This is a genomic window from Sphingomonas sp. MS122 (assembly GCF_049532975.1).
In the GTDB taxonomy this organism is placed as follows: domain Bacteria; phylum Pseudomonadota; class Alphaproteobacteria; order Sphingomonadales; family Sphingomonadaceae; genus Sphingomonas.
This window is the reverse complement of sequence record NZ_CP186695.1, coordinates 2430613-2456338: the sequence shown is the minus strand read 5'-3', so window position 1 is coordinate 2456338 and position 25726 is coordinate 2430613. Positions and strand designations below refer to the sequence as shown.

Below are 25726 nucleotides of genomic sequence, written 5' to 3'. Positions count from 1 at the left end.
TAGCGAGGGATGACGATTCGGTCAACCTAACGCTGGCATTTCGGGCACCAGAAGGTCGAACGGCCGCCCTCGGTGTAGCGCGCCACCGTGCCACCGCACTCGCACGGCTCGCCCTCGCGGCCATAGACCTTGAACTGTTTCGAGAAATAGCCGAGCTCGCCATCGGGCCGGGCATAGTCGCGCAGGCTTGATCCGCCGGCCTCGATCGCGGCGTCGAGCACCTCGTGCACTGCCGCGACCAGCCGTGCCAGCCGCGGCTTCGAAACCGATCCCCCGGCCCGCTTGGGCGAAATTCGTGATTCGTACAGCGCTTCGCAGACATAGATGTTACCGAGTCCCGCGACGATGCGCTGGTCGAGCAGCAGCAGCTTGATCGACGCGACTCGCCCGGCGAGCATCGCCTTCAGATGGTCCGCGGTGAAATGCGGGCCGAGCGGTTCCGGCCCGAGCGCCTTGAAGGCGGGCCATTCGCCAACCTCCGTCGTCGGCACGAGATCGACCGAACCGAAGCGCCGCGGATCGTTGAGCGCGATCACCCGCCCCTCTTCGGTTTCGAGGATCAGATGGTCGTGCGGCAGCAGCTCGGTCGGATCGACCCGCCAGCGCCCGGACATGCCGAGGTGGAAGATCATCGTATCGCCGCGATCGGTGTCGATCAGCCCATATTTGGCGCGCCGGCCGAGCGCGGTGACGGTCGCGCCGGTGAGCCTTTGCCCCAGGTCCTGCGGCATCGGGCGGCGCAAGTCGGGCCGGCGCAGCTGCACGCGGCGGATGCGCCGCCCTTCCAGCACGGGGGCGAGACCGCGCACGGTCGTCTCGACTTCGGGAAGCTCAGGCATCCCCACCCCCTAGCGCGGGGATGACGAACACGTAAGACACGGCTAGAGCGCACGCCCATGAGCATTGCTTCCGACACCGTCTCCTTCGGCTATGAAGACGTCGCCCCCGACGAGAAGACCCGCCGCGTCGGCGGGGTGTTCTCCAGCGTCGCCTCCAGCTACGACCTGATGAACGACGCGATGTCGGGCGGGCTGCACCGTGTGTGGAAGGACGTGTTCGTCCGCCGGGTGAAGCCGCGCGAGGGCGAGACGATCCTCGACATGGCCGGGGGCACCGGGGACATCGCCTTCCGCATGGCCGAATCGGGCGCGGCGATCACCGTCGCCGACATCAACCCGGACATGCTCGCGGTCGGCATCGACCGCGCCGCCAAGCGCGGCATCGACGGCCTTGTCTGGACCGAGGCGAATGCCGAGACGCTCCAGTTCCCCGACCGCTTCTTCGACGCCTACACCATCGCCTTCGGCATCCGGAACGTGACCGACATCCCCAAGGCGCTGCGCGAGGCGCATCGCGTACTCAAGCGGGGCGGGCGGTTCTTCGTGCTCGAATTCTCGACCACCGTCTGGCCGGGCTTCTCGGACGTCTACGACGCCTATTCGCACCATGTCGTGCCCAAGCTCGGCAAGCTGCTCGCCAATGACGAGGACAGCTATCGCTACCTGATCGAATCGATCCGCCGTTTCCCCGACATGCCGAGCTTCAAGCGCATGATCGAAGAGGCCGGCTTCGTGCAGGCCCGTGTCGAGCCGATGCTGGGCGGCCTGGTGGCGATCCATAGCGGCTGGAAGATTTGACCGCTCCCGCCGTCCATCTCTTCCGTCTCCTCAAATGGGGCCGGATCCTCGCGCGCCACGGGGCGCTACGGGGGATCGAGCGCGACCGCAACACGCCGCGCCCGGTGCGCCGCCTCGCCAGGCTCGCCCGCTTCGGCGCGCGCGTGCCTGAAACGCCGCGCTATGCCGACGCGCTGCAGGCAATCGGTCCCGCCGCGATCAAGCTGGGGCAAACGCTGGCGACTCGTGCCGACCTGATCGGCGAAGCCGCGGCGCACGACCTGATGCGGCTGCAGGACGCGCTCCCGCCCGTCCCTTTCCCAGTGATCAAGCGCGCGATCGAGACGAGCTTCGAGCGGCCCGTCGAGACGCTGTTCGCGGAAATCGAGGAGGTCCCGATCGGCGCCGCCTCGATCGCGCAGGTCCATCGCGCGACCACGGCCGACGGCCGCCAGGTCGCGGTCAAGGTGCTGCGGCCGGGGATCGAGGCTGAGTTCGCCAAGGCGATCGACACCTATGAATGGGCGGCCGCGCAGCTCGAGGCGCTTGGCGGCGAGGCCGCGCGGTTGCGTCCCCGGCTGGTCATCGAGACGTTCAAGCGCTGGACCGCGCGCGAGCTCGACCTGCGCCGCGAAGCCGCCTCGGCCTCCGAGCTGTCGGAGTCGATGGAGGCCGAGCCCGATTTCACCGTCCCCGCGATCGACTGGCAGCGCACCACCGGCAAGGTGCTTACCCTCGAATGGGTCGACGGGATCAAGCTGTCGAACCGCGAGGCGCTGATCGCCGCCGGCTACGATACCCAGAAGCTCGCGGACACGCTGGTCCGCGCATTCCTGCGCCAGGCGATCTCGGAAGGCTTCTTCCACGCCGACATGCATCAGGGCAATCTCTTCGCCCTGCCCGGCAACCGCATCGCCGCGATCGACTTCGGCATCATGGGCCGGATCGACCGCCGCGCGCGGGTGTGGCTCGCCGAGATTCTCTACGGCCTGATCACCGGCAATTACCGCCGCGTCGCCGAGATCCATTTCGAGGCGGGCTATGTCCCCCCGCACCACAATGTCGCCGAGTTCGCGACCGCCCTGCGCGCGGTGGGCGAGCCGATGCGCGGGCTGCCGGTCAAGGACATGTCGGTCGGGATGATGCTCGATTCGCTGTTCAACATCACGCGCGACTTCGACATGCAGACTCAGCCGCATCTGCTGCTGCTGCAGAAGACGATGGTGATGGTCGAGGGCGTCGCGACGCGGCTCCACCCCGACATTAATTTGTGGGACTCCGCCGCGCCCTTCGTGCGCGAATGGATCCGCACCGAGCTGGGGCCCGAGGCGTTCATCGCCGACCGCTTGTCCGAGGACCTCAAGACCCTTGCCCGGCTGCCCCGGCTGATCCGCAACATCGAGCGGCACTTCCCCGATCCCGGCGGCGCGCCCCCGGCCCCGCCGCTGCGCGAGATCGAGGTGGTCCGCGTCGGCGGCTGGCGCTATGGCGTGGTGGCGCTGCTCGCCGCGGGCGCGGGCGTCGCCGCGACCTTGCTGCTCACCTGACAGCAGCGATCGGCCGCGGTAGAAGACCGCCCGGATGACCCGCTCCCCGCTCTGGCTCGCGCTCCCCAGCCGCTTCGCCGCGCTTCCCCGGACGCGGGCGCGGATCGTGCTCGGCGTGCTCGCTGTGCTGCTGCTCGCCTCGCTCACCGCGCTCGGCGTGCCGCAGCCGGCGCCCGACGCCGCCGGCGCGGGGGGCGACCGCCAGACCGATGTCGCGCTCTATGAGGGGATCGTCGCTGCAGTCACGCATGGCCAGGACTATTACCGCGCCGCCGCCGACGCGTTGCGCGCGGGCAGCTACCCGCTGCGCCCGTTCCTGACCTTCCGCCTGCCCGGCCTCGCGGTGGTCCAGGCCGCGCTGCCGCCGGGGGTCACGCTCGCGCTGCTCTACGCTCTTGCCGCCGTGACCGGTTTCGCCTGGTATCGACGGCTTGCCGAGGCGCTGCCCGGCCTTGCCCCGCGCCTCTTCGTGCTGTTCCTGCTCGCCGCGGGCATGCTCGCCTTCGTTCAGCCGGCGCTGATCGCGTTCCACGAGATCTGGGCCGGTCTGCTCGTCGCATTGAGCCTTGCACTGCGCCGCCCCGGGCAATGGGTCGAGGCGGCGTCGATCGCGCTGATTGCGATGCTGGTACGCGAGACCGCGGCGCTCTACGTCCTCGTCATGGCCGGACTGGCCTTCGCCGAAGGGCAGCGGCGCGAGGCGATCGCCTGGATCGTGGCGCTTGGCGTGTTCGCGGGCGTACTCGCGGCGCATGCGGTCGCGGTCCATGGCGTCACCGGCGTGCTCGACGCCGCCTCGCCGGGCTGGACCGGGATGCATGGCTTCGGGCTGTTCGTGCGGGCGATGTCGCTCGCGACCGGACTCCAGCTTTTGCCGGCGGTTGCGGCGGCGTTGCTCGTCGCGCTCGCGCTGTTCGGCTGGGCGAGCTGGCGCGATCCGCTCGCGCTGCGCGCCGTCGCGACCTTTGCCGCCTATGCCATGGTGATCAGCCTCTTCGCTCGGCTCGACACCTTCTATTGGGGCCTGCTGATCGCGCCCGCCTTCCTCGCGGGGTTGGCCTTCGTCCCCGACGGGCTGCGCGATCTGACGAGCCGCGCCCTCGACACGCGCCGTGTGCGGGTGCACAGGGTCGAACGATGAAGCGCATCCTCCTGATCGTCGGCGGCGGCATCGCGGCATACAAGGCGTGCGAGCTGATCCGGCTCGCGCGCAAGGCCGGGATCGGCGTGACCTGCGTGCTCACGGCTGGGGGACAGCATTTCGTGACGCCGATGACCCTCGCCGCCCTGTCCGAGAACCAGGTGTTCACGACCCTGTGGGACCTCAAGGACGAGGCCGAGATGGGACATATCCAATTGAGCCGGAATGCCGATCTCGTCGTCGTGGCGCCCGCCACCGCCGACCTGCTCGCCAAGATGGCGGGGGGACAGGCCGAGGATCTCGCGACTACCTTGCTGCTCGCTACCGACAAGCCGGTGCTGGCGGCGCCGGCGATGAACGTGCGCATGTGGCAGCACGCCGCAACCGTCCGGAACGTCGCGCAGCTGCGTGCCGACGGTGTGACGGTGATGGAGCCCGACGAGGGTCCGATGGCGTGCGGCGAGTTCGGTCCCGGCCGCCTGCCCGAGCCACAAGCGATTCTCGAGGCGATCGAGGCGGCGCTGGCGCCCCGCGCTGGACGGCTCGCGGGCAAGCACATCCTCGTCACCGCGGGTCCGACGCACGAGCCGATCGATCCGGTGCGCTACATCGCCAACCGCTCCTCGGGGAAACAGGGGTTCGAGATCGCCGCCGCGCTCGCCGAGCTCGGCGCGCGGGTGACGTTGGTCGCCGGCCCGGTCACCCTGCCCACCCCGCCGCGCGTCGATCGCGTCGATGTCGAGACTGCGCGCGAGATGGCGGCGGCGGTCGATGCCGCGCTCCCCGCCGACGCGGCGGTGATGGTCGCCGCGGTCGCCGACTGGCGCACCGCCGATGCGGCGGAACAGAAGATCAAGAAGGGCGAAACCGCGCCTGCACTCACGCTCACCGAGAACCCGGACATCCTTGCCACGCTCGCGCAAAGCCCGCATCGCCCGAAACTCGTCGTTGGTTTCGCCGCCGAAACCGAACGGGTGGTCGAACACGCCACCGCGAAACGGACTCGCAAGGGCGCGGACTGGATTGTCGCCAACGACGTTTCCGGCGATGTGATGGGTGGAGATGCGAACACCATCCACCTTGTCACCTCCGGGCGTACCGAGAGCTGGGAACGCCTGTCCAAGCAGGATGTCGCCCGCCGCCTCGCGGAGCGGATCGCCGATGCGCTCTAGCCTGATCTTCCTTCCGCTGCTGCTCGCGGCGTGCGCCTCGACCGGCGACAAGCCCGCGCCGAGCCCGGCCGCGCCGCCGCTGTTCACCGAGACCGTCGGGAAGCCGCAGCGCGGCATCGAGACCTTGTTCGTCGTCGTCCATGGCGATGGCGCCGCGGGCACCGAGATCGACATCAGCGGCTTCGCCAAGTCGCTCGCGGCGACGGAGCCGGAAAGCGCGGTCGTGCGGCTGCTGCGCCCGGGCTATGCCGACGGTGCGGGCAACCAGTCCCCGGGGACGCGCGGGGCCGGCGCCGGGGACGACTATACCTCCGACCGCATCGCGGTGGTCGGCGATACCATCGCCGCGCTGCGCAACCGCTACCGCCGCGCCCGCGTGATCGCGATTGGCGAAGGCGGCGGCGCGGCGGTCGTCGCCAACCTCGCCGGGCTGCGGCCCAATCTGATCGACGGCATGGTGCTCGTCTCCTGCCCCTGCGCGCTGCCCGAGTGGCGCCGCTACATGGCGGGACGCGAGAAGCCGGCCGATCCGTGGCGGGCCAAGATCGACAGTCTCGATCCGTTGCAGACCGCCGGCGGTATCGCACCGACATTGCGCGCGGCGCTGATCAGCGGCGCCGACGACAAGACCGTGCCCGCCCGCTTCGCGCGTTCCTATGCCGAAGCGCTGAGCCTGCGCGGCATCGCCACCGATTTCCGCATCCTGCCCGACCAGGGCAGCCAGATCCTCGACGATCCGCAGGTGATCGAGGCGACGCGGCGGCTGGCCTCGGCGCTGCCCCGGAAGCCGCAATGAGCGCACCGATCACCATCCGCCTGACACGGCTGCCCCACGGCGCGGGACTGCCGCTGCCGGCCTATGCGACGGCCGGAGCGGCAGGGATGGACGTCGTCGCGGCCGAGGACCTGATCCTCGCGGCCGGCGCACGCCACGCCGTCGCCACCGGCTTCGCGATCGCCATTCCCGACGGCTATGAGGTGCAGGTGCGCCCGCGCTCGGGGCTTGCGCTCAAACATGGCATCACCTGCCTCAACACGCCGGGCACGATCGACAGCGACTATCGCGGCGAGGTCAAGGTGATCCTCGCCAATCTCGGCAGCGAGCCTTTCCCGATCGCCCGGGGCGAGCGGATCGCGCAACTCGTCGCCGCGCCGGTCCAGCGCGCGGTGTTCGAGGAAGTCGTGGCGCTCGACGACACGCTGCGCGGCGCCGGCGGTTTCGGATCGACGGGTCGGTGATGCCGGAGTTGCTCGCCTTGATCCTTGCCCTCGCCGCCGCGGGGCAGCAGGCTCCGCCTGCCGCGCCGACGCAGACGCCAGCGCCGCCCGCGAGCGGCCAGGGCACAGGCATCGACTGGACCACGCTGCCCGACCTGCCCTATCGCCAGCCGCCGCAGATGACCGCGGCGATGCACACTTATGTCCAGGGCCAGGTGCGCGCGCGCAAGTGCCGGGAGCGGCGGCTGGTCGACGGACGGCCGGCGATGCGGGTCGAGGTGGCGGTGCTCGTCCATCCAGAAGACGGCGTGCGGGCGTCGATCCCCCGCTCGATCGGCTGCAACGTGGTCGAGCAATATGCAGCCGGGCTGGTCACCAGCTTCGCGCGCAACAACCTGACCGCGCGCGGCAGCGGGGCCGAGCAATGGTATCGCGCGACCGTGACCTTCGTCTGGAAGAAATGAGCCTTACCGACCAGGAGCTCGAACGCTACGCGCGCCACATCGTGCTCAAGGAGATCGGCGGCGCGGGCCAGATGCGGCTCAAGGCGGCGCGGGTGCTGGTGATCGGCGCGGGCGGGATCGGGTCTCCCGCGATCCAGTATCTGGCGGCGGCGGGCGTGGGCGCGATCTGGATCATCGATGATGATCGAGTCGATCTTTCCAACCTCCAGCGACAGACGCTCTTCACCGTTGCCGATATCGGGCAGCGAAAGGTCTCGGCCGCCAAGGCTCGGGCGCACGCGATCAATCCTCATATCGAAGTTCACGCTGTGCTCGACCGCATCGAGCCACAAAATGTGGATTTCGTCCGGGACTATGACGTTGTCCTCGACGGCACCGACAATTTCGCCACTCGCCTGCTCGTCGCCGACGCTGCGCTGCGCCATCGCGTGCCGCTGGTGAGCGCCGCGGTGGGCGAGTTCGAGGGCCAGCTCGGCGTGTTCCGCGGATGGGAGGCGGACAAGCCCTGCTACCGCTGCTTCACCGGCGGCGATCCCGAGACGCCCGGAATCAACTGCGCCGAGCAGGGCGTGCTCGGCGCGCTTACCGGCGTGCTCGGCAGCCTCGCCGCGCTCGAGGTGATCCGCTCGATCGTGCCCTTCGGCGAGGACAGCGCGGGCAAGCTGCTGCTCGCCGACACGCTGGCGCTGCGCTTCCGCACGCTGACCTTGCCCAAGGATCCCGGATGTCCGGCATGCGGGGTCTGACGATCGTCGCCGCCACCGGCGATGTCGAGCGCTTCCGCGCGGCATTGTCGCTCGCCTGCGCACATGCGGCACTAGGGGGCGCCGCACGGCTCTATTGCCATGAGGCCGCGGCGACCCTGCTCGTGCCCGGCGCGGACGCGGACGATGCCCTGCGCGCCGAAGCGGGCCTGGCGAGCCGCGCCCAGCTTCTCGACGAAGCGCTGGCGATCGGCGTCACTCTGATCGGCTGCCAGACCGGCCTCGCCGCCGCCGGCATCGCCTTCGACACCCTGTCCGCCGGGGTCGAGCCGGGCGGTCTCGTCTCACTGCTCGCCGGCCTTGGCGGGGACCGGCTGGTCACGCTCTAGGCGCGTTGCGCTCGATCCATTCGATCGCGAAGGCCAGCATCGGCGCCGCGTCGACCAGCACGCTATCGGCGTCCCCGACCTTGCCACGCACACCCCGGCCGGTCGCGAGAAACCCCTCCACCACCGTCCCGAAATAATCCTCGGCAAAACCCTCGGGCGGGTCGGCGGTATCGAACTCCTCGATCGTGCGCCACTCGATCCCGCCGTGCGCCGCGAATGGCACCTCCTTGCGGATCACCCGCTTGGGAATGTCCGCGAGATGCTCGGCATGATGGATCAGCGTCATCGTATCGAGCGGCGCGCCCAGCATCAGCACCTTGCCGCCCGCCTCCGCGAGCTTCGCGAAGGGCGAGCCGGGGCCATAGCCATAGTCGAGCGCATGGTCGGCGGTCAGCCACGCTGCCCGTGCGCCGATCGCCACGATGCGCGCGCCGGGATTGGCGCTCGCCACCGTGCCGCGGATCGTGCGCAGCAATTCGGGGAAGAGGCCATTGTCGCGAACCGCGCGCGACCCCTCGCGGTCGAACGGCGGCACGTGCGGCTTCCACCACATCGGCACGCGGCCATGCGCGTCGAGCAGATCCTCGTAATCGGCTTCCCAATCGGCATAGGCGGCGATCGTCCCGCCTTCGCCAACGGCATCGCGCAACGCGCCGATCACCGAATCGCCCTGCCCCAGCACCGGTCCGATACGGCGCAGCGCCGCGTGGACCATCACCAGGTCGCCTTCCGCAAGGCCGAGCGCACGCAAGTCCGCGGCGAGTTCGTCGCGCGTGCGCATCAGTCGGCGGGGAAGCCTTGCCGCTTGCCGCTCGCCTTGTGGACCACGCCGTGGCGCATCACGAACTCGACCCTCTCCATCCGCGTCACGTCCTCCAGCGGGCTGCCCGCGACCGCGATGATGTCGGCGTCCTTGCCCGGTTCGATCGTCCCGATCGCCGACGAGCGCCCGAGCGCCTCAGCCGCATTGATTGTCGCCGCCCTGAGCGCCTGCGCGGGCGTCATCCCGGCCTTGACCATCAGCGCAAACTCCTTGGCATTGTCGCCATGCTTCGACACGCCGGTGTCGGTGCCGTAGGCGACCTTGACGCCCGCGGCGAACGCCTCGGAGTGGCTGGTGAAGGCGGCGGCCGCGGCTTCCTCGGCCTTGGGGATCGTCGCGGGCGGGAGCAGGCCCGCACGCGCGAACTCGAGCGCGGCGGCGGGCGCCATCATCGTCGGGACGAGCCAGGTGCCGCTGGCCTTCATCATCCGAATCGCCTCGTCGTCGAGGAAGGTGCCGTGATCGATCGTGTCGACACCCGCCGCGATCGCCGCCTTGGTCCCTGCCGCGGCATGGCTGTGGGTCGCGACCTTGCGGCCAAGGCCGTGCGCGGTGTCGACGATCGCCTTCATCTCCTCATCGGTCATCGCCCGGCCGAGCCCGCCCGAGACGTTGGAGAGCACCCCGCCGGTGGACATGTACTTGATCACCTGCGCGCCCAGTGCGACCTGCTGGCGCACCGCACGTCGGCAGTCGTCGGGACCGTCGCAGGTGTTGATCTGATGCTGATGGAGCGCGTCGGCGAATTCGGCGGCGACGCCGTTGGTGCCGTCGGCATGCCCGCCCGAGACCGAGATCGCGGTGCCGGCATTCACGATCGTCGGCCCGGCGATCGCGCCGCGCTCCACTCCCTCGCGCAGCGCCCGCATCCCGCGCGCATTACCGCCGAGGTCGCGCACCGTGGTGAAGCCTGCGTCGAGCGTCACGCGCGCGTTGGCGACGGCGTACATCATGTCGTCGGCGTCATCGCGGTTGAGCGCGGTCAGCCGCTCGCGCAGCGGATCGCCGCCGATGCCCCAGAGATGGACGTGCATGTCGACCAGCCCGGGCAGCACGAAGCGGTCCTTGAGGTCGATCAGCTCCGCGCCCGCCTCGGGCGCCGCGAAGCCATCGCGTACTTCGGCCACCTTGCCGTTCCGAACGACGATCGTGCTCGGCCCGCGCGGTGCCTCGCCCGGCTTCGCCAGCAGCGCCCCGGCATGGATGAACTTGACCCTGGGCGCCGGCACCACGGTCTGTGCGGCGAGTGGCGTCGCGGCAAGCAACAGGGCGGTGACGGCGGCGATACGGCGCATGGAGGCTTCCCCTTTTCGTTTCGCGGGAAACTAGCAGCAAGCCCTCAGCTCGCCATCACTTTCTCGCGTCCTCCTTCGCCAGCGGCAGCACATGCTGAAGCAACGCTGCGAAGGTCCGCCCAGGCTCCTCGACCATCGGCAGGTGGGAGGAATGCTCGAACCATACGACTCGCTTGCGCGGCGCCGCAACCCGCTTGAGCCAGGCATCAGCGAGCTGTGACGGCGTGGTCTGGTCATGGCGCCCGAGGAAGAAGATCACCGGCGTGTCGATCCGGTGGACTTGGTTGAAACCCACACCGGCGAGCCGCGGCCATAGCGTCTTGACGGTGAACAGGCTGCCGTCGCCCCACGCCTTGACGTCGGCGGGCGTATATTCGGGCGAGAGCCGCGGCGCGCGCAGGTAGAAGTTGGCGTCCTTGCGATAGGCCGCAAGCGAGCCATAGCGGATCGCATATTTGCGCCAGCCATCGGCCTGGTCGATCGTGAAGCTGCCGCCGTCGGGATAGGGCCTGAGCGCCTCGATCGCCCTTACCGCCTCAACGTCGCCGCGCTGCTTCGCTTGGGCGATCGTCCAGGCCATGCCGGCGCGCTCGTTGTCGCGCCAGTCGATCGCCTGGCCCATGCCGACATAGGCATGGAGCAGGTCCGGCCGCTTCGCTGCCACCGCCAGGCCCACGGTGCTGCCCCAGCTATGGCCGAGCACCACGACCCTGCGCTTGCCATAGCGCTTGCGCAGCGCCTCGATCAGTTCGATCGCATCGTCGCGATAGCGCTCGAACGTCAGCGTCGGCGCAAGCCTCGCCGGATCCTCGAGCAGATAGGACCGCCCCGCCCCGCGCTGGTCCCATTGCACGACGGTGAAATAATCCTCCCACGGCCGTTGGAAGCTCCACGCGATCGGCATCTCGACCGCGCCGGGCCCGCCATGGATGAACAGCAGGATCGGGTTGGCGCGATCCGCGCCGCGTACGTTGACCACCTGCCGCGCCCCGCCGAGCGTCACCTCGAACGTCTCCTGTACGCCGTTCGGGGTGACGATGCGACTAAGGTCGGCGACCACCTCGCGGCCTGGCGCATAGGCATCGGTCTGCGCAGCAGCCGGCGCCGCCAGCAATGCGAGAATGGCGGCCGCACGCAGCGAAGGGAACTCAGACATTGGTCACCTCGATACCGGTGAAGGGCAGGATTCCGCGATATTGTTCGAGCGGCGGCGCGCCGGGCAGCAGCGCGCCATGGCGCAGCATGAAGACGTGGCGGACGATCTCCGCCTGCTGCTCCAGCCCGTAGCGCTCGAGCCGCCAGCCCGGCTTCAGGCTGTAGCCGTAGCGGCAGAACGGATGGCGCCGCAGCGGCAGGAAGATGCCCTTCTGGTGCTGCCAGACATGCACCATCTCATGGATGAACAGGCCCTGCAGCGCGAGCGAGGCCGCCGCGAAATCGTCACGGTAATTGTCCCCCTTGGGGTGGAAATGGATGCACCCGAGCGGCGCCATCGCGACGTTGCGCGGCTGGAAGAAGATCCATTTGCGGTTCGCGATCCCCGCGCGCGAATAATCGATCGAATCGCCGAACACGCTGCGAGCCAGCGCGATTTCTCCGGGCGTGAGCGGGCGGGTGGCGTGCGCGGTCATCGGTCCGACCGCACATAGGGCGTCGCGCGGCGCAGGTCACGCGCGACGCGTGCGGCACGCGCGCTTCAGTCGTGCGGCATCAGCCGGGTGTGCTCGTCCGCGAAATCGCGGATTGCCTGCATCTCCGACCGCGCCAGCCGCCAGGCCTCGACGGTGTAGGCGCCCCGGAACCGGGCGAGGTCGGTCGCAAGCAACGCGGCGACCATGATCGCGAGCCTTTCATATGGTTGGATTCTCATATCTTGGTAAATGATTGGCTTTCCTGGCCCTACCCCAATTCGGGCTCGTCCTTTCGGGCAGGCCGGCTCGCCCGTTACGGCTTGACGCGTCGGGCATGGTCTTCACTCTGAAGCAAAGGGAGGGCGGGATGCACAAGCTGACGAGATTGGCGGGAATCGCCGTGATCGCCGCAGCGGCGATGGCGGGTACCAGCGCGGCGCCGCAGGCGCGGCAGGAACCGGCCGCGCGGCAAGACGCCGCCCGGCCCATGTTCGCGATCGTCTATCGCGCCGGGCCGGCGTGGAAGCCCGGCGTGCCGATGAAGGACCAGGGCCTGCGCGACCATTTCTTCTATGTGAAGGCGCTGCATGCGCGCGGCGACATCGTCTATGCCGGCCCGCTGGGACCCGATGGCGGGCTGATCCTGATCCACGCCGCCGACCAGGCGGCCGCGGATGCGATCGTCGCGGCCGATCCCGCGGTCAAGGCGGGGATCTTCGTCGGAACGGTGCGCGACTTCACGCCGCGCTTCGTTGGGGCCGGCGCGGCGACCGCCACCAGCCCCTGAAGCCTCCTAGTGCGAGTCGTGCGCGTCGCCCGCCGCGCGGACCTCTGCTTTCACCTCGATCGTCTTGCCGTCGGCAAAGGCGAGGCGCAGCGGCACGGTGCCGCCCGCGCGGACCTCTGGCGAGAGGTCGTAGAGCATGACATGCTTGCCGCCGGGCTTGAATTCGACACGCTCCCCCGCGGCGATCGCGACGTCCTTGACCGGCGCCATCGTCATCATCTTGCCGTCGTGTTTCATCTCGTGGATCTCGGCGCGGATCGCCGCCGGGCTCGATACGGCGACCAGGCTGGTCGCCTGCGTCCCGCCCTTCACCGTGAAATAGGCCGCGCCCGGCCGCCCCTGTACCGCGGGCAGGCGCACCCAGGCATTCTCCGCACCCAGCTCCGCCTGCTGGCATCCGGCCAAGGTCGTGGCGGCCAGCGCCGCGCTCGCCAGAATCACGCCGAAAACCGCCCGCATCACGCCTTCTCCTCCCGATTCGGGAAACCCGCCGGATTTCCTATTCGCCGCATTATCTTGCGGCAAGGCGCGGCCCACCTATATCGCGGCATGTAACAGCCGAATTGCCGTTTCAGGGATTCGGTAAGTCGTTGAAACTTTTGAATAGCACGGGGGCCAATAGAGGACTCATGGGTAAGGTTATCGGAATCGATCTCGGCACGACCAACAGCTGCGTGGCAGTGATGGAGGGCGGCAAGCCCAAGGTGATCGAGAATGCGGAAGGCGCGCGAACGACGCCCTCCATCGTCGCCTTCGCCAAGGACGGCGAGCGACTGATCGGCCAGCCGGCCAAGCGCCAGGCGGTCACGAACCCCGACAACACCGTCTTCGCGGTCAAGCGCCTGATCGGCCGTCGCTTCGACGATCCCATCACCAAGAAGGACACCGAGCTGGTCCCCTACACGATCGTGAAGGGCGCCAATGGCGACGCATGGGTCAAGGCCGGCGGCGAGGATTATTCGCCGAGCCAGATCAGCGCCTTCATCCTGCAGAAGATGAAGGAAACCGCGGAATCGTATCTGGGCGAGACCGTCACCCAGGCGGTGATCACCGTCCCCGCCTATTTCAACGACGCCCAGCGCCAGGCGACGAAGGACGCCGGCAAGATCGCAGGCCTCGAGGTGCTGCGCATCATCAACGAACCGACCGCCGCGGCGCTCGCCTATGGCCTCGAGAAGACCGACGGCAAGACGATCGCGGTCTATGACCTTGGCGGCGGCACCTTCGACATTTCGATCCTCGAGATCGGCGACGGCGTGTTCGAGGTGAAGGCCACCAACGGCGACACCTTCCTCGGCGGCGAGGACTTCGACTCGAAGCTCGTGCAGTTCCTGGCCGACGACTTCAAGAAGGCCGAGGGCATCGACCTGACCAAGGACAAGCTCGCGCTGCAGCGGCTCAAGGAAGCCGCCGAGAAGGCGAAGATCGAGCTCTCGTCCGCCGCGACGACCGAGGTCAACCTGCCCTTCATCACCGCCGACCAGAACGGCCCCAAGCATCTCGTCAAGACGATCAGCCGCGCGGATCTCGAGCGCCTGGTCGACGACCTGATCGCACGCACGCTCGAGCCGTGCCGCAAGGCGATGGCGGATGCCGGTGTCAAGGCGAACGCGATCGATGAGGTCGTGCTCGTCGGCGGCATGACGCGCATGCCCAAGGTGCGCCAGGTCGTGAAGGACTTCTTCGGCAAGGAGCCGCATACCGGCGTCAACCCCGACGAGGTGGTGGCGATCGGCGCGGCAATCCAGGCCGGCGTGCTGCAAGGCGACGTCAAGGACGTGCTGCTGCTCGACGTGACTCCGCTGAGCCTCGGCATTGAGACGCTGGGCGGCGTGTTCACGCGCATGATCGACCGCAACACCACCATCCCGACCAAGAAGTCACAGGTCTATTCCACCGCTGACGACAATCAGCAGGCGGTGACGATCCGCGTCTTCCAGGGCGAGCGCGAGATGGCGGCGGACAACAAGCTGCTCGGCCAGTTCGACCTGGTCGGCATCCCCCCGGCACCGCGCGGCGTGCCCCAAATCGAGGTGACGTTCGACATCGACGCCAACGGCATCGTCAACGTCTCGGCCAAGGACAAGGGCACCGGCAAGGAGCAGCAGATCCGCATCCAGGCCTCGGGCGGCCTCAGCGACGCCGACATCGATCAGATGGTGCGCGACGCCGAGAATTTCGCCGAGGAGGACAAGAAGCGCCGTGCCGCGGCCGAGGCGAAGAACAACGCCGAATCGCTCATTCACACCACTGAGCGCCAGCTCGCGGAGAATGGCGATAAGGTCGACGACGCGCTGAAGGGCGAGATCCAGGCGGCGATCAACGAGGCCAAGGCCGCGGTCGAGAGCGGCGATTCGGACGCGATGAACGAGAAGAGCCAGGCGCTCGCACAGGTGGCGATGAAGCTCGGCCAGGCGATCTACGAGAAGCAGCAGCAGGCGGAGGCTTCGCCCTCGGCTGCGGCTCCGGCGGAGAATGAAGGCGGTGACGATGTCGTCGACGCGGAATTCTCCGAGGTGGACGACAACAAGGCGTAAGCTATGCTCGCCCCCGCCATTTTCGAATTTCGGGGATGGCGGGGGCATGGGCGGGGGCCGAGTGAATGACCACCCAGACTGACTATTACGAATTGCTCGAGGTCGAGCGCACCGCGGACGACGCCACGATCAAGGCCGCCTTCCGCAAGCTCGCACTCAAGTTCCACCCCGACAAGAATGGCGGGTGCAAGGATCACGAGGCCAAGTTCAAGGCGATAAACGAAGCCTATGACTGCCTCAAGGATCCGCAGAAGCGCGCCGCCTATGACCGGTTCGGCCATGCCGGTCCCGCTGGTATGGGTGGTGGCCAGGGCCCGGGCTTCGACGCCTTTTCCGACATCTTCGAATCGATGTTCGGCGAATTCATGGGCGGCGGCCGCGGCGGCCCGCGCCAGCAGCGCGGCGCCGACCTGCGCTACGACATGGAGATCACTCTCGAGGACGCCTTTCACGGCAAGCAGACCGACATCACGATCGACGTCTCGGGCATCTGCGAGCCGTGCGGCGGCACCGGCGCCTCGCCCGGTACCATGGCCAAGACCTGCGGCACCTGCCGCGGCCATGGCAAGGTGCGCGCGCAGCAGGGCTTCTTCATGGTCGAGCGGACTTGCCCGTCGTGCCACGGCGCGGGGCAGACGATCACCGATCCGTGCCGCAACTGTCGCGGCGAGGGCCGCACCGACAAGACCGTGACGCTCGCGGTCAACGTGCCGCCGGGCGTCGACGAGGGCACACGCATCCGCCTCTCCGGCCAAGGCGAAGCCGGCGCGCGCGGCGCACCGCCGGGCGACCTCTACATCTTCCTCCACGTCGCCAAGCACGCGATCTTCGAGCGCGAAGGCACGACGCTCTACGCGCGCGCGCCGATCAGCTTTACCACCGCGGCGCTGGGCGGGGAGATCGAGATTCCCGGTCCCGACGGCGAACTGCACAACATTCGCATCAATCCCGGCACCCAGTCGGGCCGCGAGGTGCGTCAGCGCGGCGCCGGGATGCCGGTGCTGCAGGGCCGCGGCCGGGGCGACCTCGTGGTCAAGCTCGAGGTCGAGATCCCGACCAAGCTCTCGACGCGCCAGCGCGAACTGCTCGATGAGTTCCGCACGCTCGAGACCGGCGAGGAATGCCCGGCCTCGACCGGCTTCTTCGCCAAGGTCAAGAAGGCGGTCGGCGGCGGCTGCTGACCACCGCTAGACAGCGGCGTCGCAAACTAGCCTCCGAACCCATGGGGAGAGAGGCGCGGAAGGGTGACGGTGGGCACGACGCTGGCTTGTCCTCGCCCTCCCACTCGGCTTTGCTGCGTAGGCCCTACCTCTCCAAGGGGAGAGGGCTGATGCCCGCTTTTCACTCAAAATCGGTCAGGCCGCTAACGACCCCATTGCAGACACTGACATCCCCGGTACATTGCTCGGATGACGCGAATGGCTTTCCGACATCTATTCGCGCTTCTTTTATTGCCTAGCTGCTCCGCCGCGCCGACCAACAAGCTTATAACAGCCACGGACGATGGCCCTCCTGCCGCACTTGTCGCGAATATCGAGAGGGAGCTGGCGAGCGATCCCTGCCTGTCTGAGATAGCGACTATGCGGCGCGAATATCGCTACAGTTCACGCGACGGAAAAATCGACCGGAATCTTGTCGATATAAAGGTGCAAGAAGCCGGGATCGATGGTCTTGCCGCAGGCCGCTTCACCTTAGCGCCTTCCACGTCGGGCACATTCGACGACAGAAGCTATTTTGTGGCTTTCGCGACCTACAAAATCAGCCGCGCTGCTTTGGACCTGTGGGCTTGCGGTCAAAATGTAGGAGACAGCGTTCGACATGAGCCCATCTACTGAACGGCAGATTCCCACCCGTTTGACGCCGTACCGCGGTGGCGACGCCCGACTAGCAGCGGACCGTCAGCAAACGACCCCATTGCGGTCATAGCGGCCATCTGCGAGTTTCATTTCAAACGGCAGGAGGGGTTCGCAGCAATGTCACTCTTTGCAGCCTTGCTGGCCTTCACCTCCATCGCCGCGCCACAACCGGCCGAATCGTCAACGGGACTCAAATTGCTGGTGATCGAGTTGCCTGACGGCGTGCGAGGTGGAGTGGGCCGAATTAAAGGGAGAGGCGCTGTTCCCAAGGGAACGGACCGACTGTTCTTTCTTCATCTACTCGACATTGCTCGCCAGTGTGGGGCCAATTTCCCGATGCTCTCAACCAACTGGTCGCACAGCGCGCACATTGTGAGTTGGAGCACCGTCAGGGATCGCGAGGTTGTCGCTTGTCTCCGGTCCAAGATGCCGACGCACTTCAATGCCGGACTTGCCGAACCTGATGCTCGCCGGGGATTCACTTTGCCCGATACTGCGTCATTTCGCGAATTTGAAACGGTGGAAGCTCGTCGCTGAGTTCCAATGAGCGACAGCTTCCCACCCATTTTGAGCCGTTTGGCGGTGATGACGCCGCTTCAACAGCGGACGGTCGGCTAACGACCCCATTGCTGTCACTAATCAGTCCGGTAAGCTCGAACCATGAGCCTGTTCGATCTCGTTTACGATTGGCTGATTCATGTTGTGCCCACTTGGCTCTGGTGGGTTCTCGCGGCGCCACTTTTTGCTTTCGTCGCAATCTTGGTGGTTGGCTATCTTTGGCCTGACCTGCTCGGCCTTTAGGCCCCTAACGACCCCATTGCGGACATTGGCTCATGACCTTGCCCGCGGTAACTATGCCAACGCGAGGAGGCGGTGAGAGTGGGGCCTAAGGAATTTGCAGCAGCTTGCCGTAAGGAGCGGGATGCGTTGCTTTCATCATTCACAGACTTATCTGGTGAGACGGTCGCCGCGGCGCACCTTGCAGCTGCGGACCTTACGCTCTCTCAGCGCCAACAGGTGTTTGCAGCAATCGACGCAGCTTTGACGGACACTTTCTACACTCTTCTGCTCGCGCTGGATGGATCTGCTTCGATCGGCGGAAGCCAGCGCTCGTTCGTCTTGACTGATGAGAGCGGAGAAACGGTAGCAAACGGTGACGGGCGCCTCGAAGCAGCGGCGTGGCACGCTTTCCACGCAAGCTCGTAACGGCAGCAATCCACCCGATAGCTGACACCCGCTTGCAATGTTGGAATTGGTTTGCTTGCATCGACCAGCTGCATAGCGGCCGCTCTTTGATCTCGTCGATCAGCGCCTGGTTAACGCACCCCGCCCATATGAAGACGATGAAGTTGACAGAATGAATCGCATTCCGCGTAACTTCGTCAACTTCTCGGCAGCGGCAGGATACAACGTAAAGAACAGAGCAAAGGCGCACGGAAAAGGGGGCCGGCGTTTCCGCCAGCCCCCCGTGTCGCCTGACTTTCGGACTTCGCGCCCGCCACAAGGGCTGCGCGCGCCTTCACGTCGGCGGCAATGCCCGATCCGCGCCGGCAAGGGTTGCGGACCAGAGCGGTTTGGCCGGAGGTTGACGAACGTCTTCCCTCGGCCGGTCACCGGGGCGGGCGCGATCCCGAGGGATCAGCTTCCCACCTCGATGTCCTTTGCTCCACCTTTGCCTTGCGGCATCGGCTTCGCGGGTTGGTCATCCAGAGTTGCCGATCCCGAAGGATCGCCGTGTCTCGATGCCCGCCCGGTCCGTTTCGCTCCGAAGAGCAGCCACTTCCCGAACATTTGGTCATCCGGTCTGGCTGGTGCCGAAGCACCCGCCTGCCCTGACAACCCGCTCCGCCCTTGCCCGAAGGCGCCGGCTTCGCGTTTGGTCGCCTGGCTTGTCCATGCTCCGGGGGAGCATTTCCCGCCCTGGCGGCCCGCCTTTCCCATGCCGAAGCATCGGAGAGACGTTTTGGACACCGGATCCGTTTCGTTTCCATCCCACCCGCTCTCGCGAGCGGGACGGGCCGTTTCCCGGGGTGGCGTCCCCGTATCGTCATGCACGAGTTCCCGAAGGCACCTATGCGTGTCGATCCGTTGCAAACTTCTGATTTCGCTTTGATTTCTCGCCGCGTCTTCGTCCGCTTACAAGGCTGATGCTGTCATCGTTTCCGAGTCGCGCAAACCCGCAATCGACGCGATACTGCCTGTTGATAACGTGGATAACGGGGAGGGATCAGGTGTTATTAGGGGTGGCCGGCGCCCAATCCGGCGGGGCAAGCTCGAACCCGGCAAAGTCGAAGCCGGGGACGACCACGCAGCTCACCAATGCCCAGCCATGCCGCGCTTCGGCGGCCTGCCAGCGATTCGCGGGCACCAATGACTGGGGCCTGTAGCCGCCGGCCACGTCGCCGCCAAGGGAGACAAGTGCCGGATTCGCATCCTTTTCGTCGGCGATCAGCAGGTCGAGCGGCGCCCCCGCGTGCCACAGCCACAATTCGTCCGCATCGACGCGATGCCAGTGCGAGCGGCAGCCCGATTCGAGCAGATAGAGAATCGCCGTCCCCGGCGAGCGCGCGCCCTGCCCCGCGTCGGCACGCCACGTCTCGCGGTACCAGCCGCCCTCCGGATGCGGGGCCAGGCCAAGGGTCTCGATGACGGATTTCGCTTCCTGCATGCCATATGAACTGCACGAAATGTTACGTTCATGAAACCGGTGCGATGACCGACGCGTTGGGGAGCACAGGGTTTCAGGTAGAGATGGAGTAATCACAATGCGTAACCTGATGCTGGCGCTCGGCGCCGCTTCGCTGGCGGTTCCCGCCGCCGTCATTCTTCCGGCTTCGAAGGCCGAGGCCGGGGTGCAGAAGAAGCGTTATTCGTATCGCGAGTGGCGCGGCCGCGACGGCCGCCGCTATTGCCGCAGGTCCGACGGCACGACCGGTCTGGTGGTCGGCGGCGTCGCCGGCGCGCTGGTCGGCCGCACGATCGATACGCGCGGCGACCGCACGGTCGGCACGCTGCTCGGCGCCGCCGCGGGTGCGGTCGCGGGCCGCGAGATCGAGCGCAGCGGGGATCGCCGCCGCTGCCGCTGATCCAAGCGGAAACAACTATTTGGGGGGCGCGGAGGGATACTTCCGCGCCCCGTTTCGTTGGAGAAACGAGCGGGACATCGCAGCAGGAGATGCCCGATGAACAAGTTGATGATCGCAGCGAGCGCAGCGGCAATGGCGGTGACCGGCGCGTGCACCAATTATGGCTATGACGACCGCCCCGGCTACGCCAGCGACGATTATTGGGACGCGCCGCGCTATTATCGCGATGGCAGCTATGAGGAGCGCCGGCTGGCGCGTGAAGATCGCATCTACCGCGGTCGCGACGGCCGTTATTACTGCCGCCGCAGCGACGGCTCGGCCGGCCTGATCGTCGGCGCAGCCGCGGGTGGCCTGCTGGGCAACATCCTCGCGCCGGGCGGCTCGAAGACGCTGGGCACGATCCTGGGCGCCGTCGGTGGCGCGGCGATCGGCAGCACCGCGGATCGCCCGGGCGAAATCCGCTGCCGCTGACCTAATCGCACTTTAACCTCACCGAGTGTAGGCACGCGGACGATGCTCCGCGTGCTCACTCTCTCCTCACTCTTCCCCGACGCTTCGCGCCCCAATTTCGGGGTGTTCGTCGAGCGGCAGACCCTGAGTCTCGCTGCGCATCCCGATGTCGAGCTCAAGCTGGTCGCGCCGCTCGGCCTGCCGCCCTGGCCGCTCCGCCGCCGCGGCCATTATGCGCCGCTCGCCGCCCTGCCCCGCCATGAGGACTGGAAGGGCGTCGAGACGTGGCGCCCGCGCTTCCTCAACCTTCCAGGCACGCGCGGGCTCTTCCATGCCGCGATGCTCACACGCGCCCTGCTGCCGCTCCTGGCGCGCATCCGCCGCGATTTTGAATTCGACGTGATCGACGCGAGCTTCTTCTTTCCCGACGGGCCTGCCGCGGTGGCGCTTGGGCGCTATTTCGGCGTGCCGGTGTCGATCAAGGCGCGCGGCGCCGACATCCACCATTGGGGCCGAAGTCCCCTCACCGCCTGGCAAGTCGCGACGGCGGGGCAGAGCGCGGACGGGCTGCTCGCCGTGTCGCAGGCGATGAAGGCCGACATGGCCGCGCTGGGCATTCCGGCCGAGCGGATCCGCGTCCACCATACCGGCGTCGATCTTGCCCGCTTCGCCCCGCGCGACCAGGCGGCGGAGAAGGCGCGGCTGGGCATCGACGGACCGTTGGTCGTGTCAGTCGGTGCGCTGATCCCGCGCAAGGGACACGACGTCGTCATCGATGCCGTGGCGGCGCTTCCCGGCGTTAAGCTGCGGATTGCGGGCGAGGGACCCGAGCGTCAGAAGCTTGCCGCGCAGATCGCGCGGCTCGGCCTTGGCGCGCGGGTGAAGCTGCTCGGCAGCGTCGCCCATGGCGAGCTCCCGCCGCTGCTCGCCGCCGCCGACGCAATGGCACTGGCGTCCTCCTCCGAGGGCCTCGCCAATGCCTGGGTCGAAGCGCTCGCCAGCGGCACGCCGATCGTCATCCCCGATGCCGGCGGCGCGGCCGAGGTGGTGACCTTGCCCGCCGCCGGCCGGATCGCCGCGCGCAACGCCAGCGCCTTCGCCGCGGCGATCGGGGATCTGCTCGCCGCCCCGCCCCCGCGCGAGGCGGTGCGCGCCACCGCGGCCCACTTCACCTGGGAAGCGAATACCGCCGCGCTATACGACCATCTTTCGGCGCTGGTGGCGACGCGGGCTCAGCCCAGCGGATAGAGCGCCGCCGCGATCCAGCGCAGCTCGGCACGCAGCACGCCCCAGGCGCGCGCCGCGGCGCGGCTGTCCATCACCTCGATGCCGAAGGGTAACGCCGCCTCCAGTGCGGGCGGCGGACGCCGCAGCGTGCTGCCAGTACCGAGCAGCAGGAATTCGGGCTGCGGATCCATCGCCGCCAGCGGCGCGAACGCCTCGGGCGTCAGCGCCTCGAGCGGCGGCGGGGTCCAGCTCTCGGCGCGCGCCGGGGTGATTAGCAGTCCCAGATAGACATTGTCGTCGACCCGGAAGCCGCCACCCGAGAAGCCCGACACCACCGGACCCTCGATCCGGGTCCGGTCGATCTTCATCAGGGCATATCCTTGAAACTGACTCGCTCGGCGCCCTCGATGCCCTTCGGACCGCTCACTTCCTTGGGCAGGAAACTGTCGGGCCGCAGCTTGAGCCACAGCAGGATCGCCGCCGAGACATAGACCGACGAGAAGGTGCCGATCACAATGCCGAGCAGCATCGCCGCGGTGAAGCCGAAGATCACGTCGGGTCCCAGCACCAGCAGGATCGCCAGCACGATGCCGATCGACAACGAGGTCACCACGGTGCGCGACAGCGTCTCGTTGATGGAGAGGTTGAGCAGTTCCTCCATCTCCATCTTGCGGTATTTGCGCATATTCTCGCGGATACGATCGTACACGACGATCGTGTCGTTCAAGGAATAGCCGATGATCGTCAGCACCGCCGCGACGATGTTGAGGTCGAACTCCAGCTGGGTCAGCGCGAAGAAGCCCAAGGTCAGCGCGACGTCGTGGAACAGCGCGAACAGCGCGCCGACGCCGAACTGCCATTCGAAGCGGAACCAGATGTACAGCGCGATCGCGATCATCGCGAGGCTCAGGCTGATCGCGCCGTTGCGGAACAGCTCTTCCGACACCTTGCCCGACACGCTCTGCGTCGCGCCGACCTGGGCACCCGGATAGTCCTTCAGCACCGCAGCGCGAGTCCGGCTCGCCGCGGCGTTCGCTGCCCCCTCGCCGCCCTCGGGCAGCGGCGTGCGGATCGAATATTCAGTGGTCTCGCCAACCTGCTGGATCGTCGCTTCGCCGATACCCAGCGCCTCGATCCGCTCACGTAGCGTCTGGATATCGACATGCTGGGTGAAGGTGACTCGGGTCTGCTGGCCGCCGACGAAGTCGATGCCGAGATTGAACCCCTTGACCACGCACAGCGCGATCGAGCCGAAGATAAGCAGCAGCGACAGCGCCATCGCCACGTTCCGCCATTTGAGGAACGGGATGTTGGTGTTGTCGGGAACGAGCTTGAGCGGACGCATTTGCCGGCGGCCTTTAAATGTTGATCGTCTTCGGGCGGTTGCGCTTCAGCCAGTCCGCGACGAGCAGACGGGTGAAGGTGACGCCGGTGAAGACCGAAGTGACGATGCCGATCGCGAGCACGACCGCGAAGCCGCGGATCGGGCCCGAGCCGAACACGAACATGATCGCCGCCGAGATGACGTTGGTGATGTTCGCGTCGAAGATCGCGCGGCTGGCTTCCTTGTAGCCGAACTCGACCGCGGGAACCGCGGCGCGGTTGCGGATGCGCTGCTCCTCGCGGATGCGCTCGTTGATCAGCACGTTGGCGTCGACCGCCGCGCCGATCGTCAGCACGAAGCCGGCGATGCCGGGCAAGGTCAGAGTCGCCCCAAAGAACGCCATGATGCCGAAGATCATCACCGCGTTCACCAGCAGCGCGAAGGTCGTGTAGACCCCGAACCGCACATAGGTGATCAGCATGAAGAGGATCAGCGCGAGCGTGCCGACCACGCCGGCGAGGATGCCCTTCTCGATCGAATCCTGGCCGAGCTCGGCCGAGACGGTGCGCTCCTCGACCACCTTCAAGGCGACCGGCAGCTTGCCCGAGCGCAGCGCGATCGCGAGCTCGTTGGCGCTCTCGACGGTGAAGCCACCCGAGATCTGGCCGCGGCCGCCCATGATCGGCTCGTTGATGTTGGGCGCGGAGATCACCTGGCCGTCGACGATGATCGCGAACGGCTTGCCGGTATTCTCCTGCGTGGTGCGCGCGAAGCGGCGCCCGCCCTGCCCGTCGAAGGTGAAGCCGACAACGACCTGCTGGTTCTGGTCGAACTCCTGCTTGGCGTCGATCAGCTGGTCGCCGCTGACGATCGTCTGGCGCTTGAGCGCGATCATCGGCTTCTGCCCCTCGCGCGTCGGATAGGCGACATAGGACAGGCCCGGGGGGGCGTCGGGATAGGGGAGCAGCTCGCTGCCGATCGGCGCGTTGCCCGTGGCGATCTGCGCCGGGTTGGCGGTGACGTCGACCAGCTTGAACTCGAGCCGCGCGGTCTTGCCGAGCAGCTGCTTGAGCGCCTCGGGGTCCTTGAGTCCCGGCACTTCGACGAGGATGCGGTTGCGGCCCTCGAGCACGATCGTCGGCTCGAGCGTGCCGAGCGCATTGATGCGGCGGTCGACGACCTCGCGCGCGTCGGCCATCGCCTGCTTGACCGCCTGGTCGAGCCCGGCATTGGTCTGGGTCACGATGAAGCGCGTCGAATCGCGTACCTCGATCGTCCATTCGCGCTGGCCGGTCATGCCCGCGCCGCTGCCGGTGAGCTGCAGCAGCCGCTCGCGCGCCGCGTCGACCTGCGCCACGTCGCGGACCATGAAGCTGATCGCGCCGTCGCGCATCGAGATGTCGCCGATGTCGATGCGCGGATCCTGGCGGCGGAACTCGGTCTCGATCTCGTCGCGCTTGGCGGCGAGCCGCGTGCGCGCGAGATCGGCGACGTCAGCCTCGAGCAGGATCGAGCTGCCGCCGGCGAGATCGAGACCGAGATTGACCACCGGCTGCGGCACCCAGCCCGGCCAGCGCGCGCGCATCGTCTCGGGCACGAAGCTCGGGACCGCGAGCAGGAAGCAGGCGACGATCGACAGCCAGACCGCCCACACCTTCCACTTCGGGAAATCTAGCATCGGTTCAGTCGTTCGCGGGCTTGCCGCCGCCGAGCGGCTGGACCTCGACGATGGTCGCCTTGACCACCTTCACCTTCACGCCGGTCGCGATCTCGACCTGGGCATAGGTCTCGTCGACCGACACCACCTTGCCGACCAGCCCGCCCGCGGTGACCACGGTGTCGCCCTTCTTCATCGCGCCGATCGTCGCCTGAAGCTGCTTCATCCGCTTCTGCTGCGGGCGAATCATCAGGAAGTAGAAGGCGATGAAGATGAGGACGAGCGGCGCGATCGACAGGAACGATCCTGCGGCGCTGCCCTGAGCTGCCGCGCCGCCCGCGGCCTGTGCATATGCTGGTGAAATGATCATGGTTCCCCGAGCCCGGTTTGGCTGGCCTGAATGGTGGGGGCGACAGGTCGCCCGTTCAAGCGGCGCGCGCTACCATGGGCGTTGCAGGCGCGCAACCATTGCCGCGCCTGTGGCATCCGCGCAACGCCCGCGCCCTACCCCCTTGCATCGCATGCCGGGGACGCCTAGAGGGCCGTGCCTCTGGTCGGGGCGTAGCGCAGCCTGGTAGCGCATCACACTGGGGGTGTGGGGGTCGCAGGTTCGAATCCTGTCGCCCCGACCAATATTCGCCGCAGCGGTATTGCCGGCGTTAACCGCATCGCAAAACCTCTTGCCCCCTCGCTGGGAGACCGCCGCTCGTCATCGCCCGCGCGGATCGGTGCGCCGTGCCCTAGCGTCCGACAAATCGTCGACAACGCCGCGTAAACCTTCAAAAAGCGTATGACAAATATA

At 67.4% G+C, this 25726-nt stretch carries 30 protein-coding genes and 1 tRNA gene; 19 read left to right on the top strand and 12 right to left on the bottom strand.

The genetic code is table 11. From position 1 onward, the window contains the following. Positions 1-26: 26 nt before the first annotated feature. On the bottom strand, positions 27-839 hold the full coding sequence (mutM, locus tag ACO227_RS11785) for a bifunctional DNA-formamidopyrimidine glycosylase/DNA-(apurinic or apyrimidinic site) lyase (protein ID WP_423602036.1): 813 nt from the start codon (positions 837-839) through the stop codon (positions 27-29). A 57-nt stretch (positions 840-896) separates the two neighbouring features. Here mutM and ACO227_RS11780 point away from each other — a divergent pair, with 57 nt between their 5' ends. Genes ACO227_RS11780 through ACO227_RS11740 form a run of 9 tightly spaced genes read left to right on the top strand, consistent with a single transcriptional unit; the run spans position 897 to position 8251 of the window. Beyond that, positions 897-1637 carry a class I SAM-dependent methyltransferase gene (locus ACO227_RS11780; protein WP_423602035.1) on the top strand — a complete coding sequence of 247 codons (741 nt, stop codon included), beginning with the start codon at positions 897-899 and terminating at the stop codon, positions 1635-1637. Further along, positions 1634-3163: a 2-polyprenylphenol 6-hydroxylase gene (gene ubiB, locus ACO227_RS11775; RefSeq protein ID WP_423602034.1), complete on the top strand. Its 1530-nt coding sequence runs from the start codon at positions 1634-1636 to the stop codon at positions 3161-3163. Before ACO227_RS11780 ends, ubiB begins: the two co-directional genes overlap by 4 nt. 34 nt (positions 3164-3197) lie before the next feature. Then, positions 3198-4304 (top strand): hypothetical protein, encoded by a 1107-nt coding sequence (locus ACO227_RS11770; protein WP_423602033.1) that lies wholly within the window; start codon positions 3198-3200, stop codon positions 4302-4304. Beyond that, positions 4301-5476, top strand: coding sequence for a bifunctional phosphopantothenoylcysteine decarboxylase/phosphopantothenate--cysteine ligase CoaBC (gene coaBC, locus ACO227_RS11765; protein WP_423602032.1), 1176 nt, complete (start codon positions 4301-4303; stop codon positions 5474-5476). The genes ACO227_RS11770 and coaBC overlap by 4 nt, the downstream gene beginning before the upstream one ends. Continuing rightward, positions 5466-6272 carry an alpha/beta hydrolase family protein gene (locus ACO227_RS11760; protein ID WP_423602031.1) on the top strand — a complete coding sequence of 269 codons (807 nt, stop codon included), beginning with the start codon at positions 5466-5468 and terminating at the stop codon, positions 6270-6272. The genes coaBC and ACO227_RS11760 overlap by 11 nt, the downstream gene beginning before the upstream one ends. Beyond that, entirely contained in the window at positions 6269-6715 is a 447-nt protein-coding gene (gene dut / locus ACO227_RS11755; protein WP_423602030.1) for a dUTP diphosphatase, read from the top strand. The genes ACO227_RS11760 and dut overlap by 4 nt, the downstream gene beginning before the upstream one ends. After that, entirely contained in the window at positions 6715-7158 is a 444-nt protein-coding gene (locus ACO227_RS11750) for a hypothetical protein (protein ID WP_423602029.1), read from the top strand. The genes dut and ACO227_RS11750 overlap by 1 nt, the downstream gene beginning before the upstream one ends. Further along, positions 7155-7904: a HesA/MoeB/ThiF family protein gene (locus ACO227_RS11745; protein ID WP_423602028.1), complete on the top strand. Its 750-nt coding sequence runs from the start codon at positions 7155-7157 to the stop codon at positions 7902-7904. Before ACO227_RS11750 ends, ACO227_RS11745 begins: the two co-directional genes overlap by 4 nt. Continuing rightward, positions 7892-8251, top strand: a complete 360-nt coding sequence (locus ACO227_RS11740) for a peroxiredoxin (RefSeq protein WP_423602027.1) — start codon at positions 7892-7894, stop codon at positions 8249-8251. The genes ACO227_RS11745 and ACO227_RS11740 overlap by 13 nt, the downstream gene beginning before the upstream one ends. Here the strand turns inward: ACO227_RS11740 and aac(3) are convergent. The 5 genes from aac(3) to ACO227_RS11715 form a co-directional block, all read right to left on the bottom strand. After that, positions 8241-9032 carry an aminoglycoside 3-N-acetyltransferase gene (gene aac(3) / locus ACO227_RS11735; protein ID WP_423602026.1) on the bottom strand — a complete coding sequence of 264 codons (792 nt, stop codon included), beginning with the start codon at positions 9030-9032 and terminating at the stop codon, positions 8241-8243. The two genes, ACO227_RS11740 and aac(3), sit on opposite strands and share 11 nt — an antisense overlap. Continuing rightward, positions 9032-10369 carry an amidohydrolase family protein gene (locus ACO227_RS11730; protein ID WP_423602025.1) on the bottom strand — a complete coding sequence of 446 codons (1338 nt, stop codon included), beginning with the start codon at positions 10367-10369 and terminating at the stop codon, positions 9032-9034. The genes aac(3) and ACO227_RS11730 overlap by 1 nt, the downstream gene beginning before the upstream one ends. 55 nt (positions 10370-10424) lie before the next feature. Beyond that, on the bottom strand, positions 10425-11525 hold the full coding sequence (locus ACO227_RS11725; protein WP_423602024.1) for an alpha/beta fold hydrolase: 1101 nt from the start codon (positions 11523-11525) through the stop codon (positions 10425-10427). Next, positions 11518-12000: a vgr related protein gene (locus ACO227_RS11720; protein WP_423602023.1), complete on the bottom strand. Its 483-nt coding sequence runs from the start codon at positions 11998-12000 to the stop codon at positions 11518-11520. Before ACO227_RS11720 ends, ACO227_RS11725 begins: the two co-directional genes overlap by 8 nt. 65 nt (positions 12001-12065) lie before the next feature. Continuing rightward, positions 12066-12206 (bottom strand): hypothetical protein, encoded by a 141-nt coding sequence (locus tag ACO227_RS11715; protein WP_423602022.1) that lies wholly within the window; start codon positions 12204-12206, stop codon positions 12066-12068. A 161-nt stretch (positions 12207-12367) separates the two neighbouring features. On the opposite strand from ACO227_RS11715, the gene ACO227_RS11710 reads away from it, so the two are divergent. Continuing rightward, positions 12368-12787, top strand: coding sequence for a YciI family protein (locus ACO227_RS11710; protein ID WP_423602021.1), 420 nt, complete (start codon positions 12368-12370; stop codon positions 12785-12787). 6 nt (positions 12788-12793) lie between these two features. Here the strand turns inward: ACO227_RS11710 and ACO227_RS11705 are convergent, their stop codons facing one another. Further along, positions 12794-13246 (bottom strand): copper chaperone PCu(A)C, encoded by a 453-nt coding sequence (locus ACO227_RS11705; protein WP_423602020.1) that lies wholly within the window; start codon positions 13244-13246, stop codon positions 12794-12796. Positions 13247-13416: 170 nt separating this feature from the next. Between ACO227_RS11705 and dnaK the strand changes: the two genes are divergently transcribed. The 5 genes from dnaK (at position 13417) to ACO227_RS11680 (ending at position 17981) form a co-directional block, all read left to right on the top strand. Then, positions 13417-15324, top strand: coding sequence for a molecular chaperone DnaK (dnaK, locus tag ACO227_RS11700; protein ID WP_423602019.1), 1908 nt, complete (start codon positions 13417-13419; stop codon positions 15322-15324). 65 nt (positions 15325-15389) lie between these two features. Beyond that, positions 15390-16505, top strand: coding sequence for a molecular chaperone DnaJ (gene dnaJ / locus ACO227_RS11695; RefSeq protein WP_423602018.1), 1116 nt, complete (start codon positions 15390-15392; stop codon positions 16503-16505). A 399-nt stretch (positions 16506-16904) separates the two neighbouring features. After that, a complete protein-coding gene (locus tag ACO227_RS11690) occupies positions 16905-17159 on the top strand; it encodes a hypothetical protein (RefSeq protein ID WP_423602017.1) in 255 nt (84 codons plus the stop codon). Between the two features lie 138 nt (positions 17160-17297). Continuing rightward, complete coding sequence (locus ACO227_RS11685) at positions 17298-17717, top strand: hypothetical protein (protein ID WP_423602016.1); 420 nt, start codon at positions 17298-17300, stop codon at positions 17715-17717. Positions 17718-17840: 123 nt separating this feature from the next. After that, positions 17841-17981 (top strand): hypothetical protein, encoded by a 141-nt coding sequence (locus ACO227_RS11680; protein ID WP_423602015.1) that lies wholly within the window; start codon positions 17841-17843, stop codon positions 17979-17981. A 1426-nt stretch (positions 17982-19407) separates the two neighbouring features. On the opposite strand, the gene ACO227_RS11675 is transcribed toward ACO227_RS11680, so the two are convergent. Further along, positions 19408-19848, bottom strand: coding sequence for a cupin domain-containing protein (locus ACO227_RS11675; protein ID WP_423602014.1), 441 nt, complete (start codon positions 19846-19848; stop codon positions 19408-19410). Between the two features lie 97 nt (positions 19849-19945). On the opposite strand from ACO227_RS11675, the gene ACO227_RS11670 reads away from it, so the two are divergent. The 3 genes from ACO227_RS11670 to ACO227_RS11660 all read left to right on the top strand — a co-directional run bounded on the left by ACO227_RS11670 (position 19946) and on the right by ACO227_RS11660 (position 21964). Continuing rightward, positions 19946-20266, top strand: coding sequence for a glycine zipper 2TM domain-containing protein (locus ACO227_RS11670; RefSeq protein ID WP_423602013.1), 321 nt, complete (start codon positions 19946-19948; stop codon positions 20264-20266). 96 nt (positions 20267-20362) lie between these two features. Beyond that, positions 20363-20737 carry a glycine zipper 2TM domain-containing protein gene (locus tag ACO227_RS11665; RefSeq protein ID WP_423602012.1) on the top strand — a complete coding sequence of 125 codons (375 nt, stop codon included), beginning with the start codon at positions 20363-20365 and terminating at the stop codon, positions 20735-20737. A gap of 42 nt (positions 20738-20779) precedes the next feature. Next, complete coding sequence (locus tag ACO227_RS11660) at positions 20780-21964, top strand: glycosyltransferase (protein WP_423602011.1); 1185 nt, start codon at positions 20780-20782, stop codon at positions 21962-21964. Here the strand turns inward: ACO227_RS11660 and ACO227_RS11655 are convergent. Genes ACO227_RS11655 through yajC form a run of 4 tightly spaced genes read right to left on the bottom strand, consistent with a single transcriptional unit; the run spans position 21949 to position 25294 of the window. Beyond that, positions 21949-22311 carry an Mth938-like domain-containing protein gene (locus ACO227_RS11655; RefSeq protein WP_423602010.1) on the bottom strand — a complete coding sequence of 121 codons (363 nt, stop codon included), beginning with the start codon at positions 22309-22311 and terminating at the stop codon, positions 21949-21951. The genes ACO227_RS11660 and ACO227_RS11655 overlap by 16 nt on opposite strands. After that, positions 22311-23288, bottom strand: a complete 978-nt coding sequence (gene secF / locus ACO227_RS11650; protein ID WP_423602009.1) for a protein translocase subunit SecF — start codon at positions 23286-23288, stop codon at positions 22311-22313. Before secF ends, ACO227_RS11655 begins: the two co-directional genes overlap by 1 nt. Before the next feature lie 13 nt (positions 23289-23301). Next, the gene (gene secD / locus ACO227_RS11645) at positions 23302-24945 is read right to left on the bottom strand and encodes a protein translocase subunit SecD (protein WP_423602008.1); all 1644 of its coding nucleotides are present in this window, start codon (positions 24943-24945) and stop codon (positions 23302-23304) included. 4 nt (positions 24946-24949) lie between these two features. Next, on the bottom strand, positions 24950-25294 hold the full coding sequence (gene yajC / locus ACO227_RS11640) for a preprotein translocase subunit YajC (RefSeq protein ID WP_423602007.1): 345 nt from the start codon (positions 25292-25294) through the stop codon (positions 24950-24952). Positions 25295-25479: 185 nt separating this feature from the next. Here yajC and ACO227_RS11635 point away from each other — a divergent pair. Continuing rightward, positions 25480-25556: transfer RNA gene (locus ACO227_RS11635), tRNA-Pro, on the top strand. The last annotated feature ends 170 nt before the right edge of the window (positions 25557-25726 follow it).

Excerpts from the sequence above, each read along its gene's own strand:
- mutM (WP_423602036.1), bottom strand. The coding sequence starts at position 839 with ATGCCTGAGCTTCCCGAAGTCGAGACGACCGTGCGCGGTCTCGCCCCC.
- ACO227_RS11780 (WP_423602035.1), top strand. The coding sequence starts at position 897 with ATGAGCATTGCTTCCGACACCGTCTCCTTCGGCTATGAAGACGTCGCC.
- ACO227_RS11770 (WP_423602033.1), top strand. The coding sequence starts at position 3,198 with ATGACCCGCTCCCCGCTCTGGCTCGCGCTCCCCAGCCGCTTCGCCGCG.
- coaBC (WP_423602032.1), top strand. The coding sequence starts at position 4,301 with ATGAAGCGCATCCTCCTGATCGTCGGCGGCGGCATCGCGGCATACAAG.
- ACO227_RS11760 (WP_423602031.1), top strand. The coding sequence starts at position 5,466 with ATGCGCTCTAGCCTGATCTTCCTTCCGCTGCTGCTCGCGGCGTGCGCC.
- dut (WP_423602030.1), top strand. The coding sequence starts at position 6,269 with ATGAGCGCACCGATCACCATCCGCCTGACACGGCTGCCCCACGGCGCG.
- ACO227_RS11750 (WP_423602029.1), top strand. The coding sequence starts at position 6,715 with ATGCCGGAGTTGCTCGCCTTGATCCTTGCCCTCGCCGCCGCGGGGCAG.
- ACO227_RS11745 (WP_423602028.1), top strand. The coding sequence starts at position 7,155 with ATGAGCCTTACCGACCAGGAGCTCGAACGCTACGCGCGCCACATCGTG.
- ACO227_RS11740 (WP_423602027.1), top strand. The coding sequence starts at position 7,892 with ATGCGGGGTCTGACGATCGTCGCCGCCACCGGCGATGTCGAGCGCTTC.
- ACO227_RS11730 (WP_423602025.1), bottom strand. The coding sequence starts at position 10,369 with ATGCGCCGTATCGCCGCCGTCACCGCCCTGTTGCTTGCCGCGACGCCA.
- ACO227_RS11725 (WP_423602024.1), bottom strand. The coding sequence starts at position 11,525 with ATGTCTGAGTTCCCTTCGCTGCGTGCGGCCGCCATTCTCGCATTGCTG.
- ACO227_RS11720 (WP_423602023.1), bottom strand. The coding sequence starts at position 12,000 with ATGACCGCGCACGCCACCCGCCCGCTCACGCCCGGAGAAATCGCGCTG.
- ACO227_RS11715 (WP_423602022.1), bottom strand. The coding sequence starts at position 12,206 with ATGGTCGCCGCGTTGCTTGCGACCGACCTCGCCCGGTTCCGGGGCGCC.
- ACO227_RS11710 (WP_423602021.1), top strand. The coding sequence starts at position 12,368 with ATGCACAAGCTGACGAGATTGGCGGGAATCGCCGTGATCGCCGCAGCG.
- ACO227_RS11705 (WP_423602020.1), bottom strand. The coding sequence starts at position 13,246 with ATGCGGGCGGTTTTCGGCGTGATTCTGGCGAGCGCGGCGCTGGCCGCC.
- dnaK (WP_423602019.1), top strand. The coding sequence starts at position 13,417 with ATGGGTAAGGTTATCGGAATCGATCTCGGCACGACCAACAGCTGCGTG.
- dnaJ (WP_423602018.1), top strand. The coding sequence starts at position 15,390 with ATGACCACCCAGACTGACTATTACGAATTGCTCGAGGTCGAGCGCACC.
- ACO227_RS11690 (WP_423602017.1), top strand. The coding sequence starts at position 16,905 with ATGCGGCGCGAATATCGCTACAGTTCACGCGACGGAAAAATCGACCGG.
- ACO227_RS11685 (WP_423602016.1), top strand. The coding sequence starts at position 17,298 with ATGTCACTCTTTGCAGCCTTGCTGGCCTTCACCTCCATCGCCGCGCCA.
- ACO227_RS11680 (WP_423602015.1), top strand. The coding sequence starts at position 17,841 with ATGAGCCTGTTCGATCTCGTTTACGATTGGCTGATTCATGTTGTGCCC.
- ACO227_RS11675 (WP_423602014.1), bottom strand. The coding sequence starts at position 19,848 with ATGCAGGAAGCGAAATCCGTCATCGAGACCCTTGGCCTGGCCCCGCAT.
- ACO227_RS11670 (WP_423602013.1), top strand. The coding sequence starts at position 19,946 with ATGCGTAACCTGATGCTGGCGCTCGGCGCCGCTTCGCTGGCGGTTCCC.
- ACO227_RS11665 (WP_423602012.1), top strand. The coding sequence starts at position 20,363 with ATGAACAAGTTGATGATCGCAGCGAGCGCAGCGGCAATGGCGGTGACC.
- ACO227_RS11660 (WP_423602011.1), top strand. The coding sequence starts at position 20,780 with ATGCTCCGCGTGCTCACTCTCTCCTCACTCTTCCCCGACGCTTCGCGC.
- ACO227_RS11655 (WP_423602010.1), bottom strand. The coding sequence starts at position 22,311 with ATGAAGATCGACCGGACCCGGATCGAGGGTCCGGTGGTGTCGGGCTTC.
- secF (WP_423602009.1), bottom strand. The coding sequence starts at position 23,288 with ATGCGTCCGCTCAAGCTCGTTCCCGACAACACCAACATCCCGTTCCTC.
- secD (WP_423602008.1), bottom strand. The coding sequence starts at position 24,945 with ATGCTAGATTTCCCGAAGTGGAAGGTGTGGGCGGTCTGGCTGTCGATC.
- yajC (WP_423602007.1), bottom strand. The coding sequence starts at position 25,294 with ATGATCATTTCACCAGCATATGCACAGGCCGCGGGCGGCGCGGCAGCT.